Raw genomic sequence first — 15,651 nt, 5'->3', positions numbered from 1 at the left:
CGCAGGTTTGGTCAATGTATGTCCCACGTCTTAGGTCTATCTTTGTAGTATGTAAAGAAGCACTTCAACCTAAGATTATGTCTTCATCTAAAAAATCTATCACCTACCCATCCAGCCAGAAAAGCAATCAAGTCGATAACTACCACGGTACTTTAGTCACAGATTATTATCGTTGGTTAGAAGATCCTGACTCTGAAGAAACAAGGGCTTGGATTGAGGCACAAAATCAAATTACCTTTGGCTATTTGAGTGAAATTCCTGCCAGGGAAAAAATTAAACAGCGCCTCACCAAACTTTGGGATTATGAAAAATATGGTATCCCTTTTAAAGAAGGTGAATCTCTAGGAGACGGTTCCAGCGATCGCTACTTTTATTTTAAAAATGATGGACTGCAAAACCAAAGTGTCCTCTACACTCTCAAAAACCTCGAAGATGAACCCAAAGTTTTACTTGATCCCAATCAACTCTCAGAAGATGGCACTGTTGCTCTTTCAGGATTGTCTATTAGCGAGGATGGGAAACTTTTAGCTTATGGTCTATCCATCTCTGGTTCTGATTGGCAAGAGTGGAAAGTACGCGATGTTGAAACTGGTGAAGACCTACAAGACCATCTGAAATGGATTAAATTTTCTGGTGCATCGTGGACACATAATAATCAAGGTTTCTTCTACAGCCGCTACGACGAGCCGAATGAAAAAACTCAATTAGAAGATGTTAACTATTATCAAAAGCTCTACTATCATCAACTAGGCAACCTTCAATCAGAAGATGTACTAATTTATCATCGCCCTGACCAAAAAGAATGGGGTTTTGGTGGTGGTGTGACTGAAGATGGACATTATCTAATAATTTCTATTTGGCTGGGTACTGACTCCAAAAATTTGGTTTTCTTCAAAGATTTAACTAACCCTATTTCTGAAGTCGTAGAATTAATTAACCAATTTGAGGCAGATTACAGCTTTATCGACAATGATAATAGCATCTTTTATTTCCGCACAGATTTAAATGCACCACGCGGAAGAGTTATTGCAATTGACACTCAAAACCCTGCACCAGCAAACTGGCGAGAAATTATTCCTCAATCAGCAGAAACATTAGAAAGTGTAGGCATACTCAATAACCAATTTGTTGCTGATTACCTTAAAGATGCTCATAGCCAAATTAAAATCTTTGACCTCAAAGGCGGATTTATTCGTGATGTAGAATTACCTGGACTAGGTTCAGCCGGAGGTTTTGGAGGAAAGCGTCATGATACCGAAACTTTTTATAGTTACACCAGCTTTACCACACCAGGAACCATCTATCGCTACGATATGATAACTGGTAAAAGTACTGTTTTTCGCCAGCCAGAGGTAGATTTTAATCCTAATGATTATGAGACAAAACAGGTTTTTTATCAGAGCAAAGATGGTACTAGAGTACCCATGTTTATTACGCACAAAAAGGGCATTAAATTAGATGGAAATAACCCCACTTATCTATATGCTTATGGTGGTTTTAATAACTCAATGACACCTGGCTTTTCTGTGAATCTCTTGGTGTGGATGGAGATGGGTGGTGTCTATGCTATGCCCAATATCCGCGGCGGTGGAGAATACGGCGAAGAATGGCATCAAGCAGGAATGAAGGAGAAAAAGCAGAATGTCTTTGATGACTTTATTGGTGCAGCTGAGTGGTTGATTGCTAATAAATATACTAAGACACAGAAGCTAGCGATCGCAGGTGGTAGTAATGGTGGCTTATTGGTAGGTGCTTGCATGACGCAGCGCCCCGATTTGTTTGGTGCAGCAATACCCGCCGTCGGCGTGATGGATATGTTGCGGTTCCACAAATTTACCATCGGTTGGGCTTGGACTTCCGAATATGGTTCAGCAGATAATTCCGAAGAGTTTCCAGCGCTGTATGCTTATTCGCCACTCCACAACATCAAACCAGATACAGCTTACCCAGCAACCTTAATTACCACAGCCGATCATGACGATCGCGTTGTCCCTGCTCATAGTTTCAAATTTGCCGCCGCTTTGCAAGAAGCTCACGCAGGTGATGCGCCAGTCTTAATTAGAATTGAGACTAAGGCAGGACATGGTGCAGGTAAACCCACTGCTAAAATTATCGAGGAAGCCGCAGATAAATGGGCTTTTTTGGTGCGGACTTTGAATGTTGAAGTTTAAGGGTTGATTTATTTGTATAGTGCGTTACACTGCGTTGACGCACTACATTATTTCCATAAGCTCAATTATTTCAGTGCATCTAAATTCAGAACAATTGAGGGAGCATTAGCACGGATCAAGTTACCACCTTTGAATAAAAAGTCGCCAATTACATTTTTTGTCTGTGGCGCATATTCCCAAGGGTCTTGTGCAATCCAAACTATTAGGGATTGAAACGAGCAATACAGACAAATTAAATTGCAGCAGTATTCTCGCAATAAAACAAAATCCCTATTAGGGAGCGAAGCTTTCTTCTAAAAAAAAGCTACAGCGTTCGCCTTAGTTATATCTCACTTCTTTGCCTGTATAACTTGTAAACTACCACCTGCATATAAAATTGGCTTACTAACATCAAACCCAGTCTCAGTTAACAATCCAGCCAAATCAGTTTTTAACAATTGCCAAGCTGTTTCCGTCTCAAACAACAACAAAAACAGTGATATCCCAGGCCAAAATATCGGATTTGTTGGAGCGTGAAAATCCACCAGCGTAAATACCCCTCCTGGCTTCAGCACTCGATAAACTTCATTAATAATTTTTCGTAATTGTTGAGACTGCATTTCATGTAATGCAACGCTGGTATGCACCACATCAAAATGATTATCTACAAATGGCATCTCCTCGGCAAAAGCTTCGACATAAGACGCTTCCGGGACATTTAGCCGCGCCCGTTGCAAAGACTTAGGTGAAGCATCCAATCCTGTTACATTTTGTGAAATTTTTACTAAAACTTGCGTCGTTTGACCACTACCGCAACATAAATCTAAAACCTGAGTATCTGAGTGAATTGTTAAGGCTTGCAAAGCAAGTTGCCGAAAACGGGCTTCACCACCTACACTTAAGGCTGCTAAACGAGAGATGCCATCATAAAGCCACTGATAGCGGTAACTCCAATCCCTTAAAATTGTTGCCATTGCATATTTCCTTGCTATTAAGCTTTATTATTTAATAAAGATATATTGTTAACATTAGTAAAAAATCTGAAAAGATTGGGGGAAAGTAACTGCTATGGGTCGTGTAGGCGTCTTATTACTCAATCTCGGTGGCCCTGATAAGCTAGAAGATGTCGGGCCGTTTTTGTATAACCTATTTTCCGATCCAGAAATTATTCGCCTACCTTTTCGCTGGTTGCAAAAGCCCCTAGCCTGGTTTATTGCCTCGCGGCGAACCAGAACATCTCAAGAAAATTATAAGCAAATCGGTGGTGGTTCTCCACTACGGCGGATCACGGAAGCGCAAGGGGAAGCTTTAAAAGAACAGTTGGGTTATTTAGGGCAAGAAGCCAATATCTACGTCGGAATGCGTTATTGGCATCCCTATACAGAAGAAGCGATCGCACAGATTACCCAAGACAATATAGAACACCTGGTAATATTACCACTATATCCCCAGTTTTCTATCAGTACTAGTGGTTCCAGCTTTCGACTTTTAGATAAACTTTGGCAAGAAGACCCAAAACTTCAGCCCATTGAATACACCGTTATTCCTTCTTGGTACAAACAACCAGGCTATCTCCAAGCAATGGCGGAACTGATAGCCCAAGAACTTGAGCAGTTTCCTAATCCAGACGAGGTTCATATATTCTTCAGCGCTCACGGCGTTCCGAAAAGCTACGTTGAAGAGGCTGGCGACCCTTACCAGCAAGAAATTGAGGAATGTACTGCTCTGATTATGCAGACTCTCAATCGTCCCAATGCCCATACTTTAGCTTACCAAAGTCGCGTCGGCCCAGTAGAATGGCTCCAACCCTATACTGAAGATGCGCTCAAAGAACTGGGCGCACAAGGCGTTAAAGATTTGGTTGTCGTGCCAATCAGTTTTGTCTCAGAGCATATTGAGACACTGCAAGAAATTGATATTGAGTATCGGGAAGTCGCAGAAGAATCAGGAATTCACAATTTCCGCCGCGTTCCTGCTCCTAATACTCATCCAGTATTTATTAATGCACTTGCAGACTTAGTAATTGATGCGCTGAAAAACCCCAGTTTTAAGCTTTCGCAAGCTGCCCAAATGAAAAAAATGGTGAAAATGTACCCCCAAGAGCGTTGGGAATGGGGTCTAACAACTAGTGCTGAAGTCTGGAATGGTCGAATTGCCATGTTGGGCTTTATTGCCTTAATCATTGAGCTAATTACCGGTCACGGCTTCTTGCACATGATTGGGCTTTTGCAATAAAAGTATTGAGGAATTGGGAATTGGGAATTGGGCATTGGGCATTGGCAAGAGCCGAATAACTTAGCGCAGTTACGTCTTTGTCTGTGTATCCCCTACCTTCTATGTTCCCCCATTCCCCATTCCCTATTCCCTATGCCCCATGCCCTTTTCTCCAGTCATACCACTGCTTCGCGCTACGAACTGCAAACCAGAGCAGTATTAAAGCAATTAATCCTCCTTGCCAGGGAGCATCAAAAGCAAAAAGTACTAGAGCAATGCACAAGGTATCTTGAAGAAAGACTGCCCACAAGGGTAAGCCACGTAATCGATAGAACCAACCAACTTGAACTAGCTGAAGCACTAAAGCTAATAAACCTCCAATACAGGCAATCAACCAGTGTGGTGTTGCTGTGGCATTAGCTACTGCTAAACCCATAATTGCCCCCACGATGGGAGACATGAATAATTGAACCAGTTGTAATAATCTTTGTCCCCATAGCTTTTTTGAGGCTAATAATTCAACTAAAGACCAACAACTGAGGCAGCCTAACAATAGTGGTGGAGAAATGTGAGATAAAATTGGAACTTGTGACCATAAGTTACTACCTTGCAATAGTCCAATAATTAGCAAAGGTATGCCTATTCTCATTCCTGCTGCGGCAGAGGCAGAAAGTGTGGCTAGGATTTCAATCATTAAGGCGCTCGTAAGACTAACAAATACTTACTTATTTGTTATGTATACTACCCAGTTATAGGAATAATTCCAGCATCAAACATGCAGCCTTCAGCAATGCAATACTAAATATTTTTGGTATTTTTATATTCTTTTTTAACGCGGGTTTAATGTTTCATACAGCGTATTTCAGGTAAATGAAGACCTAAAAATAAGGGTTTCGGCTATTGTTTATTTTTTGAATCAAAAGTTTGTAGTAAGCGCTTAAACGCTCACTACAAACTAATTAATTCTAAATTCCTAATCGTTGGTAAACTTCTTCTAAATGCTGGAGATGCTGTTGAGGATCGAAACAGACTTCTAGTTCTGCTGGGGACAACTTTTGAGTAACGCGAGGGTCTTTGCTAATTAAGTCCTGGAAATTGCCTCCTGGCTTGTTCCAAGCGGCGTGAGCGCTTTCTTGAACGATCGCATAAGCTTCTTCGCGGCTGCTTCCCTTGTCTATCAAGGCAAGTAGCACTTTTTGGCTGAACACAACGCCACCATAGCAGTTGAGATTTCGTTCCATGTTTTCAGGATAGACCAATAGGTTTTTCACCAAATCGGTTATTTCTGACAACATAAAATGCGTCAAAGTACAAGCATCTGGCAAAATCACCCGTTCTACAGAACTGTGGGAAATATCCCTCTCATGCCAGAGAGCAATGTTTTCCAAGGCTGCACCAGCATGACTTCTCACCAGTCGCGCCATTCCCGTTAGCCGTTCCGAACGGATGGGGTTACGTTTGTGTGGCATGGCTGAGGAGCCTTTTTGACCTTTGGCGAAGAATTCTTCAACTTCCAAAACGTCTGTTTTTTGCAGATTGCGAATTTCTACAGCAAAACGTTCGATGGATGCCGCTACCAAAGCTAATTGCTGCACGTAGTCGGCGTGGCGATCGCGGGAAATAACTTGTGTTGAGGCCGTATCGGGTTTGAGTCCGAGTTTCTGGCAAGTGATCGCTTCTACACGGGGTTCAACATTGGCATAAGTTCCCACTGCACCAGAAATCTTACCCACAGCAATGGTTTGGCGGAGAATTCTCAAGCGTTCTTGGTGTCGCAACACCTCTGCTAACCAGCCAGCCAGCTTGAAACCAAAAGTAATCGGTTCAGCGTGAATACCGTGCGATCGGCCAGCCATCACTGTATGACGATGTTCCCGTGCTTTTTCACGAATTACCTGAATCAAATCTTCCAAACGTTGCAATAATAGATCCAGGCTGGCAACCAATTGCAGTGCTAAAGCTGTATCCAAAACATCCGAACTGGTTAAACCCAGGTGAATGTAGCGTCCGGCATCACCAACATACTCGTTGACATTTGTCAAAAAAGCGATGACATCGTGGCGGACTACAGCCTCAATTTCCAACACCCGCTTGGGGTCAAAATCTGCCTTGGCCTTAATTTCCTCAACCGCCTGAGATGGAATGTAACCTAGTTCAGCTTGAGCCTCACAAACAGCAATCTCGACTTGCAGCCAAGTTTTTAGTTTGTAGGCTTCACTCCACAGATTAGCCATTTCGGGCAAAGTATAACGCTCAATCACAGTTCGGCACAGAATACAACCGTCATATTTTACAGTTTAATTAATGTAGATCAATTTTTAATGCTGCTTTTGGCTCAGGGACGGGATTAGTTTTTGAGTCAAAGGTGATGATGCTAATCCTACCGTCAGCCTCCATATATGCAAACTTTACATCGGCTAAAAACTCTACACCTTGCTGACGTAACTTGCTCATCAACTCATCGTCTGTAATTAACTCTTGTTGCAAATGACGCTGAATCATCCGACCATTTTTTACCAGTAGTAGCGGTGGCTGATTCATAAAACGTTGGAATTGAGGTATTTTGTAGCCTAACCAGTTCAATAAATAACTCCAAAAAATTACAGTTCCTACCAGGATAGCGCCTTCAGTAATCGATGTATAATTACTTGCCATCGCATTTTGGGCAGCTTCAGCAAATAGTACAACTACGAGTAAATCAGTAATTCCTAGTGTTCCTAGCTGTCGGCTAGGAAGGAAACGTAATACCGTGAACAGCGCTAAGTAGACTAGTGAGCCACGGATAATCAACTCAAAGACGCTGATGCTAGGAACAAAGATTGCCTGCCAATCGATAAAAAACCATTTTTCCATTACCACTGATTTTCTTCCTTTTTCATATAGATTTCTGGAAAAAATCCAGTATCACTTTATTTATCTGGGATCTAATTTCATAAAACTGATTTTTATTAGAGGTTAAATTCTTGAATATTTATCAGATTTACAAACATAAAATCTCACGGCTGAGGGATTAAAATCGCGGATTTTTCCTCTTTTGTTTTAATCGTTTGGGCTTCTTGAAAGAATTGAATAAACGATTAATCAGGTTAGAAGATGACTTTTTATTAGTCGACGATTGACTCGTTTTAGCCTTGCCATTATATTCAGTGTTATCAGATAAAGGAATGGCATGTTTTGTTGGGGTTATGCCGCTTCCATACCTTCTAGCATAAACTTGGGTAAATTCAGCACCGAAGAAAAGAATCTGTGCGGCATAGTTAACCCAAGCTAAAATCACTACCAATGAACCAGCAGCACCATAAGCTGAACCAAAACTGCCATTACCTAAATACTGTCCTAATAAAAATCTCCCAATCGAGAACAAAAAGGAGGTGAGCATAGCTCCAATTAAAACATCACTCCAACCAATTTTGACATCTGGTAGGACTTTAAAAATGAGTCCAAACAGAAACGTAGTGATGGCAAAAGATAGAAGGAAATTGAGAATCTGCCAAAGGAAATCTACACCGGGTAGCAAGTTGCTAAAATATGTTACTAATGCTGCTAAAGCCGTACTAATTACCAGAGAAACTAACAGTAAAAAGCCAATACCTATGACCATCGCAAAAGACAAAAAGCGTAGGCGAATCATGTTAGTTACGCCGCGTCCAGGTTTCGGTTTAACTTCCCAAATCGTGTTGAGTGAATCTTGCAACTCAGTAAATAAACCAGTAGCACCCAATAGCAGAACTACAACACTAATAATAGAAGCGATCGCTCCTGTCTGTGGTTTGTTCGCATTCTGAATAGCTGTTTGGATAAATTCTGCCCCATCTGGGCCGACTAAACCTTGAATTTGTCCGACAATTTGACCTCTTGCTGCTTCTTCTCCAAATACTGCCCCTGCGATCGCAATTACAATAATTAATAACGGTGCAATAGAAAAAATCGTGTAATAAGCTAAAGCCGCCGCTAACCGTGAGGCTTTATCCTCACTCCATTCTTTGAATGTCTCTTGGAATAACTTCCAAATTGCCTGCAAATTCATCCAACCAGTCTCCTTCTAAGAGGATATCGCTTACTTCCTGATATATTTGATACTTATTCTCTGGGTGGCGACATCCTCCCAAGGGAGTTTGTAAAGCGTTCTTGAGGAGGAATTTAATAGTTTTATTGCATTCTGTCGATTGTGCGATATTGAATCGCTTCCGCCACATGATTAGTTTTTAGCTCATCGTCTCCCGCTAAATCTGCAATAGTTCGTGCTACTTTGAGAATGCGATCGCTAGCTCTTGCCGATAAACCTAATTTTCTAATAGCTACTTCTAATAAATTGCGGCTAGCATCATCTAGCTTGCACCATTTCTGGAGATGACGACTTTGCATCTGAGCATTGCAACGCAGATTTGCTTCTTCTTGGAAGCGGGTAATGGCGCGATCGCTTGCTTGTTGCACTCGTTGTAGCACTGATGTTGATGTTTCTCCCGTAGGTTGTTGGGTAATTTCTTCTGGTTTCAAGCGATTTACCGCAACTTGTAAATCAATCCGATCCATCAACGGACCAGAAAGTTTTGCCCAATATTGCTCGCGTTGGCGAGGAGAACAAGTACATTGTTGGATGGTATCGCCATAGTAACCGCAAGGACAGGGATTGGTACTCGCCACCAAAGTAAACTGCGCCGGAAACATTACCGATAGTCTGGTACGAGAAATTGTAACGTAGCCATCTTCTAAAGGCTGACGGAGAAATTCCAGCACATCACGTTTAAACTCAGTTAATTCGTCAAGGAACAGGACACCTCTGTGAGATAATGAGATTTCGCCAGGACGAGGGAAGCTACCGCCACCAACAAGAGAAGGCCCGGATGCTGAGTGGTGGGGACTGCGAAAAGGGCGATCGCGTACCAACGAACCGCGATTTTTCAATAAACCAGCCACTGAATGAATGCGAGTTACTTCCAAAGATTCAGCAAAACTCAGGGGCGGTAAAATTCCTGGTAAGCGCCGTGCTAACATGGTTTTCCCACTACCAGGCGGCCCGACAAAGATTAAATTATGTCCACCAGCAGCAGCAATTTCTAAAGCTCGACGCGCATGAGCTTGTCCTTTCACATCATGTAAATCTGCACTAGGGTAAGATACTGTTGCTGTGTTTACTGTACTATCCATTTGCACAGGTTTGTAACGCCCTGGATTATTTAAAAGATCCACCACATCAGACAAATGTTTGCAGCCGTAAACAGCCAAGCCTTGAACCACTGCGGCTTCTTGAGCATTATCAGCAGGGATAACTAAACCTGCAATCCCCATTTTTTGGGCTGCTGCTGCGATCGGTAAAACACCAGCCACCGGACGCAAGCTGCCATCTAGAGACACTTCACCTAAGAATAGATAATCCCCCAACAAATCAGCGCTAACTTGCTCAGAAGCCGCCAAAATTCCCACGCTAATAGGCAAATCAAAACAGGGGCCTTCTTTGCGTAAATCTGCCGGAGTTAAATTGATCACAATTTTCCGCATAGGAAAGGCGAAACCTGCATTTTTCAGCGTTGCTTTAACTCTTTCTCTCGATTCTTGAATCGCTGAATCTGGCAGTCCCAAGACAACAATTCCCGGTAATCCCCCTGAGACATCGACTTCTACGCCTACTTTGACGGCATCGATGCCCACAATTGATGCACTCCAGACTCTGGCAAGCATTTCTTATATAACAGTAAACCTTTCAAATCTCTAGCAGATACGTGAGTCGATTGGCATTAGTGAAACTACATAGACTATTTTACCAACCCAGTATAGTCATACCATTTCTTTTTCGACTGCACTATTTTAGCTGTGCCACGCCACTAAAGTAATTTTATTTTTACACTTTCTAAATAACCTTTAATACCCTAGTTACTAAGTGTAAAAATCATAACTAATTATCCGACCTTAATATCATGAATTAATGATTATGAATTATATAGAAGCAATTGCTTTTTTATCCAGAGCGCTATGTATGTATAAATCATTGCTAGCACAATAAAAACTGCAATCATAATCTCTTACTATTTGTATAAAAATATAATCAATTGATGTGATAAAAGTATATTCTCCATATTCTACCTTGTGCTTTTTTACCATACATTTTATTTTCAATTTGCCAATAAATCTGTTTTTCATATCTATTGACATGGGATACCTTAGTGATTACTATGTCAATCAATCCGGATTTCATTAACTTCTTGAGAAAATCTCTGTAAATAAATCCAACACTATCCTTACAGCACTACATGAAACTACGCTGGTTATTACTCAGCCTTACAAGTATTTTTTTATTTTCGTCTCCAGTAAAAGCGAATCCCAACAGCAATCAAGTTGGCAACGTAAATGACTGGAGTGTAAATCAATCTGATTTACAATTACCAAAACTTAAATTTATTCCTCCGGTTCCTCTAGGCGATCCTGGCAACCCAATAAATAGTTCTAAATTTACTGGTGTAGTTCCTTTAGGACGCGAGATATCAGAACTAAAAACTCCTATTAAAGCATTAATGGCTCGCTATAGATTCCTCACTCCCGGAATCTTTTTTATGGACTTAAAAACAGGTGATTATTTTAGTTTTAATGGTGGTAAAGCATTTTCTGCTGCTAGCACAATTAAGTATCCGATTTTGATTGCATTGTTTCAAGAAGTCGATGCAGGGAGAATCAAACTTGGTGAAACTTTGGTGATGCGACGTAAACATGTCACTGGCGGTTCTGGAAATTTGCAGTATCAACGAGTGGGAACTAAGCTGAGTCTCTTGCAAACTGCAACCAAGATGATGACTATTAGCGATAACACCGCTACAAATATGATTATCGATCGTTTAGGTGGTGTATCTAAATTAAATCAAAAGTTTCGCCGTTGGGGATTGCAAAGTACTGTGATTCACAATATGTTAGGAGATTTTAAAGGAACTAATAAAACTAGTGCCAAAGACTTGGTAAGACTGTCAGCTTTGGTTACAAATAATCAGTTAATTTCTGATAGAAGCCAATCCCAAGTTTTAGGTATTATGATTCGTTGTCAAAATAGAAAATTGCTCCCATCTGGCTTAGGTTCTGGTGCAAATATTGCTCATAAAACAGGTACTCTGCGATTTATACTTGGTGATGCAGGTATTATTGAAACACCATCAGGTAAGCGTTATTTAGCAGGAATTTTTGTGCGTAGACCAAATAATGACATTAGAGCTAGAGATTTTATTCGTCAAGTTTCGCGGGTGATGTATGGATACTTCGAGCAGCCAAAAGTCAGTAATCTACCTTAATTATTTATCGAACAGAATTCAGGAGTCAGGAGTCAAAATAGGCTAAACGCCCCGCTACCGCTAACAGAATGAATTCTGAACGAAAAAGTGGATGAATAATTGGGTTTAAGACCCCCACCAAATTTTCAATTTGGTGGTCTTCTCTACGAGACGCAAGCGCGAACAATCAGTCGCAGGTCTGAATCACCAATGATTGATTCTGACTCCTGTTAGCGGTAGTGCGGCGTTTAGCCCATTCTGACTTCTGAATTCTTTTTCAATTTGAATTCTAATTTTTACTTTAGTTTTAGACTTACACGAAGAGATATCTCAACCCCATTAAGGGGATTTTTAGCTAACTGTAATTCTGAAAGCTGGCAATATTCAAAAATACGATAGCGAATAGCCCGTCTTAGACATCGCTTTTCTAACTGCCAAGGTATTATGTAGTCGGATACCGTGCAGCATAAAGCTTGAGGTTTTGTATGAAAGTAGCAGTCTTCAGTACAAAAGTCTACGATCGACAGTTTTTGTCAACTGTAAATTCTCCCACACAACACGAATTAGCATTTTTTGAACCCCGTTTAAATCGGGATACTGCTATCCTCGCCGCCGGATTTCCGGCGGTTTGCGTATTTGTACACGATCAGGTTGATGCCCCAACTTTAAAACTTCTCGCCTCACGGGGTACTAAGCTGGTTGTCCTTCGGTGTGCTGGGTTTAACAATGTAGACTTACAAGCCGCAGCAGATTTAGGAATTACTGTTGTGCGTGTTCCCGCTTACTCACCTTATGGAGTAGCAGAACATGCCGTAGGATTGATTTTAAGTCTGAATCGCAAAATTCATCGGGCTTATAACCGTGTCCGAGAAGGCAATTTTTCCCTAGATGGACTGTTGGGATTTAATTTACATGAGCGCACAGTGGGGATTGTCGGCACTGGCAAAATCGGTTTGATTTTAGGACAGATTATGAAGGGGTTTGGCTGTAACCTACTCGCCTATGATGTTTATCGCAATCCAGAATTGGAGGCGCTAGGTGGAAAGTATGTAGAACTACCTGAGCTATTTGCCAACTCTGATATTATTTCCCTACATTGCCCTCTGACTCCTGAAACGCATCACTTGATTAACGCTGAGGCTATAGAACAGATTAAGCCAGGCGTAATGCTAATTAATACTAGCCGGGGAGCGCTGATTGATACCCAAGCAGTGATTGAGGGATTGAAGTCTGGTAAGATTGGCTATCTCGGTGTGGATGTCTACGAACAAGAATCGGAATTGTTTTTTGAGGATTTATCTGGCGAAATTATTCAAGATGATATTTTTCAACGTCTGACAACGTTTCCCAATGTACTAATTACCGGACATCAAGCCTTTTTTACAGCAGAAGCTCTCCACAATATTGCAGAAACAACTTTTGCTAATATTGCTGATGTTGAAAATGGTCGTCCTTGCACCAATGAAATTCGCACTCAACCGTCTGCTTAGGTAAGGATTGGCGCGCTAATCTGTATTTTCATTCTGAACGATAGGCAACGCGGAGACTTTGAACTAAAATCACTAGTCAATCCTCATCATCAGGCAAATTTTCCATTTCCTCAGCAATTAGCGTTTGAAAATCTTCGTCACAATGACTATGTAGATGAACCGCAGCAGCTAAGAGTTCTGCGAGAATTTCAGCTTTTTGGTTAGTAGTTAAACTAGTTAACTGTAACTGGTTAACTAATGCTTGTACTTTCAGGCACTCTGCACCTAATTCAGCAATCAAGGTATTAAGGGTTGAATTCGTGACTGCAAGAGGGCGATCGCTAATCTGCATATTTATTGTCCCAATCTTTTACGCGCTTGTTGCATTGCCTTGTCAAAAGCACGAATCTCTTTTTCCCAATGCTTAATTAAACCTTCGTCAGGAAAACTCTTCTCTGATTCCAGTCTAATCTTTTCTTGATGTTCAGTAATTCTTTGAGTTAAAGATTTAATTGCCTTTTGATGGTGCTTCTTACTCATTACTCCGAACGATAGGCAACGCGGAGACTTTGGACTAAAATCACCAGAGATGCGATCGCCATCAACCCGCCCCAAAACCAGTAAGGTAAAAACAAATATCGCTGCATTTGCGCCGTATCAGAGAGTCCAAGGGGGCCAGCAGAACTACTAAATAGATAATCGAGTTGATGGTACGTACTTACACAAGCTTGTACACCCAGAAATTGAATGGCAAACCCCTGTGCCCAGCGAGGTGCTTTCAGGGCGATACCCAAGATTATTAAACCCAATAAGGGAATTGCCACCAATCCAAACCAGGAACGTATCCAAATTAATGTGGAAAGTAGCAAAAAACTCCCTAATATTTTTAAACTTAGGGAAGCTGCTTTAAAACTACGGGAAGCCAGAATCAAAGCTGCACCCGCAAGAGGCGGCCCCATTGGCCCGGCAGCTGCGACCATTGCCGGGCCAATTGGCCCCAATGATGACCGGATGCCATAAGTTGCAACACCGGAACCATTGCTAAAAATCTGTAATTTTTGAAACTGTCCCCCTAATAGGAGTGCCATTAAGCCGTGACCCATTTCATGGAACCAGGTTGCCAGAATTGTAAATGGGTATAAGATATAATCACCTCCTGGTACTTGCCACAGTAAAGCAGTTGCGATCGCTGCTGCAATTAGCCAGGTTAGCCCCATACGCTCAACAACTGGCGGAGCTTCTTGGGTGAGCAAGGGTTCAAAATTTTTACTTGGTTCCCTCATAGGTCACTCTATTTTGGATTTTAGATTTTCTGGAAAATTCAAAATTTAAAATTGGCAGTGTATTTTATCTATCCTAGTGTAATTATTGAGGTAGTGGAGTTGCTGGACAATGCAACAATTCGCACATCGAAGCGACGGCTATAAACTATGGCGCTACTAAAAACAACATAGTTATCCGTCGCTCGTCTAATGCGGTGCATTTGTTTCTCCTCCAAAAAGCAGGCCGGAGGATGGCAGAAAATGCTTAGACTGATGTCACAGTTGATGGAAAATCAGTTAAGCAAGTTGAAACAAAAATGTCATTAAATCTCCTTTACCCAAACTGATGCGATCGCCTGGTCGCAATCGATGACGATTCCCTGGTAAAAGGGGCAAGTTATTAATGTAAGTGCCATTAGAACTTCCCACATCTTCTACATAGTGAGCGTCTCCCTCAACACGAATATCTGCATGAATCCGCGAGACAACTTCTGAATTTGGAAATCCTGAAACGTCTATATCTGGAGGAATCCGGTCATTGGGCTTGCCGATATGAATCACAGAGAGATTTTGCGGCAATTCAATTAGTCGATCGGTTTGAACGTGGATTAACCGCGCTATAACCTGCTGCAATTGCGTTCTGGCAACGGTTGCAGTTGGTGCTGGTGCAGCTGGAGGAGGTAGTTCCGCTTCAGAGGGTGGCGATGGTTCCAACGGTGGTGGAGTAGGAATACTTTGTCCAGAAACTATGGGTACTGCGACGCTTGGCTCTGCTTCTGGGGGGCTGTTTTCTATAACAGCTGCCTCTGGGGGAGCTACTGGGGGAGCTGCTACCTCTGTTGCTGGTAAAGATGAACTGGGAGGATGAGAGTTAGTAGAACCGCTCATTCCCAAAGCATCTGGTTGTAAAAGTTCTAACAGAGGATCGGGTGGAACTAACGGTGGTACTTCCACAGGAACATCGGGAGTAACTGTTGTAGCTACCGAACTATGAACATGTGGAACTCCTGCGGAGTGAAGGTTACAGCCACACTGTCCACAGAATGCAGCATCTGCCTGCACACTTGCCCCACAACTAGGACAGTTAGTAGTCGCGGGCAACGGTGTATAGCAAGCTTCGCATTGGACAGCACCATCAGGGTTGGGATGATTGCAATTAGGGCAGACGATCATCGATATTTAGCCTTTGTTCAAGATCATCATAAATATAGGTAGGACTGGCAAGCAGAGGGCGGCCCTAGCTTTAGATTCTAGCAATTACTGCCGATTTGATACGGGAAAGGGAGAAGGGGACAGAGGGAAGGGG

The 15,651-nt window shown here is 41.9% G+C and carries 15 protein-coding genes; 4 read left to right on the top strand and 11 right to left on the bottom strand.

Annotated elements, in window-relative coordinates:
* Positions 1-77 precede the first annotated feature (77 nt).
* Entirely contained in the window at positions 78-2,171 is a 2,094-nt protein-coding gene (locus tag G1O98_RS23295; RefSeq protein WP_175586829.1) for a prolyl oligopeptidase family serine peptidase, read from the top strand.
* 329 nt (positions 2,172-2,500) lie between these two features.
* Here G1O98_RS23295 and G1O98_RS23290 read toward each other — a convergent pair whose 3' ends face one another.
* The gene (locus G1O98_RS23290) at positions 2,501-3,124 is read right to left on the bottom strand and encodes a class I SAM-dependent methyltransferase (protein ID WP_163932428.1); all 624 of its coding nucleotides are present in this window, start codon (positions 3,122-3,124) and stop codon (positions 2,501-2,503) included.
* Positions 3,125-3,218: 94 nt separating this feature from the next.
* Between G1O98_RS23290 and hemH the strand changes: the two genes are divergently transcribed.
* Positions 3,219-4,385, top strand: a complete 1,167-nt coding sequence (gene hemH, locus G1O98_RS23285; protein ID WP_114083034.1) for a ferrochelatase — start codon at positions 3,219-3,221, stop codon at positions 4,383-4,385.
* 130 nt (positions 4,386-4,515) lie between these two features.
* On the opposite strand, the gene G1O98_RS23280 is transcribed toward hemH, so the two are convergent.
* From G1O98_RS23280 to G1O98_RS23260, 5 genes are all read right to left on the bottom strand, one after another.
* Positions 4,516-5,058 carry a DUF4126 domain-containing protein gene (locus tag G1O98_RS23280; protein ID WP_163932425.1) on the bottom strand — a complete coding sequence of 181 codons (543 nt, stop codon included), beginning with the start codon at positions 5,056-5,058 and terminating at the stop codon, positions 4,516-4,518.
* A gap of 271 nt (positions 5,059-5,329) precedes the next feature.
* Positions 5,330-6,625 (bottom strand): adenylosuccinate lyase, encoded by a 1,296-nt coding sequence (purB, locus tag G1O98_RS23275; protein ID WP_163932422.1) that lies wholly within the window; start codon positions 6,623-6,625, stop codon positions 5,330-5,332.
* A gap of 40 nt (positions 6,626-6,665) precedes the next feature.
* Entirely contained in the window at positions 6,666-7,217 is a 552-nt protein-coding gene (locus tag G1O98_RS23270; RefSeq protein WP_163932470.1) for a DUF421 domain-containing protein, read from the bottom strand.
* A gap of 157 nt (positions 7,218-7,374) precedes the next feature.
* Positions 7,375-8,391 carry a YihY/virulence factor BrkB family protein gene (locus tag G1O98_RS23265; protein ID WP_163932419.1) on the bottom strand — a complete coding sequence of 339 codons (1,017 nt, stop codon included), beginning with the start codon at positions 8,389-8,391 and terminating at the stop codon, positions 7,375-7,377.
* A 122-nt stretch (positions 8,392-8,513) separates the two neighbouring features.
* On the bottom strand, positions 8,514-10,043 hold the full coding sequence (locus tag G1O98_RS23260) for a YifB family Mg chelatase-like AAA ATPase (RefSeq protein ID WP_163932416.1): 1,530 nt from the start codon (positions 10,041-10,043) through the stop codon (positions 8,514-8,516).
* A 569-nt stretch (positions 10,044-10,612) separates the two neighbouring features.
* On the opposite strand from G1O98_RS23260, the gene G1O98_RS23255 reads away from it, so the two are divergent.
* Positions 10,613-11,635, top strand: coding sequence for a serine hydrolase (locus tag G1O98_RS23255; RefSeq protein WP_163932412.1), 1,023 nt, complete (start codon positions 10,613-10,615; stop codon positions 11,633-11,635).
* A gap of 464 nt (positions 11,636-12,099) precedes the next feature.
* Positions 12,100-13,104 (top strand): 2-hydroxyacid dehydrogenase, encoded by a 1,005-nt coding sequence (locus tag G1O98_RS23250; protein ID WP_163932410.1) that lies wholly within the window; start codon positions 12,100-12,102, stop codon positions 13,102-13,104.
* Positions 13,105-13,180: 76 nt separating this feature from the next.
* Here G1O98_RS23250 and G1O98_RS23245 read toward each other — a convergent pair whose 3' ends face one another.
* The 5 genes from G1O98_RS23245 to G1O98_RS23230 form a co-directional block, all read right to left on the bottom strand.
* Complete coding sequence (locus tag G1O98_RS23245; protein WP_163932407.1) at positions 13,181-13,435, bottom strand: hypothetical protein; 255 nt, start codon at positions 13,433-13,435, stop codon at positions 13,181-13,183.
* Positions 13,436-13,437: 2 nt separating this feature from the next.
* The gene (locus G1O98_RS23240) at positions 13,438-13,623 is read right to left on the bottom strand and encodes a hypothetical protein (RefSeq protein WP_163932404.1); all 186 of its coding nucleotides are present in this window, start codon (positions 13,621-13,623) and stop codon (positions 13,438-13,440) included.
* The gene (locus G1O98_RS23235; protein ID WP_163932399.1) at positions 13,623-14,366 is read right to left on the bottom strand and encodes a M50 family metallopeptidase; all 744 of its coding nucleotides are present in this window, start codon (positions 14,364-14,366) and stop codon (positions 13,623-13,625) included. Before G1O98_RS23235 ends, G1O98_RS23240 begins: the two co-directional genes overlap by 1 nt.
* A gap of 68 nt (positions 14,367-14,434) precedes the next feature.
* Positions 14,435-14,566, bottom strand: a complete 132-nt coding sequence (locus G1O98_RS40790; RefSeq protein WP_265578505.1) for a hypothetical protein — start codon at positions 14,564-14,566, stop codon at positions 14,435-14,437.
* Positions 14,567-14,642: 76 nt separating this feature from the next.
* Positions 14,643-15,518, bottom strand: coding sequence for an FHA domain-containing protein (locus G1O98_RS23230; protein ID WP_163932393.1), 876 nt, complete (start codon positions 15,516-15,518; stop codon positions 14,643-14,645).
* Positions 15,519-15,651 lie beyond the last annotated feature (133 nt).

It is taken from the genome of Nostoc sp. UIC 10630, from assembly GCF_010747425.1.
Lineage (GTDB): Bacteria > Cyanobacteriota > Cyanobacteriia > Cyanobacteriales > Nostocaceae > Nostoc.
Note: the sequence above shows the minus strand (reverse complement) of the source record. Positions and strands in the feature narration are given on the sequence as shown.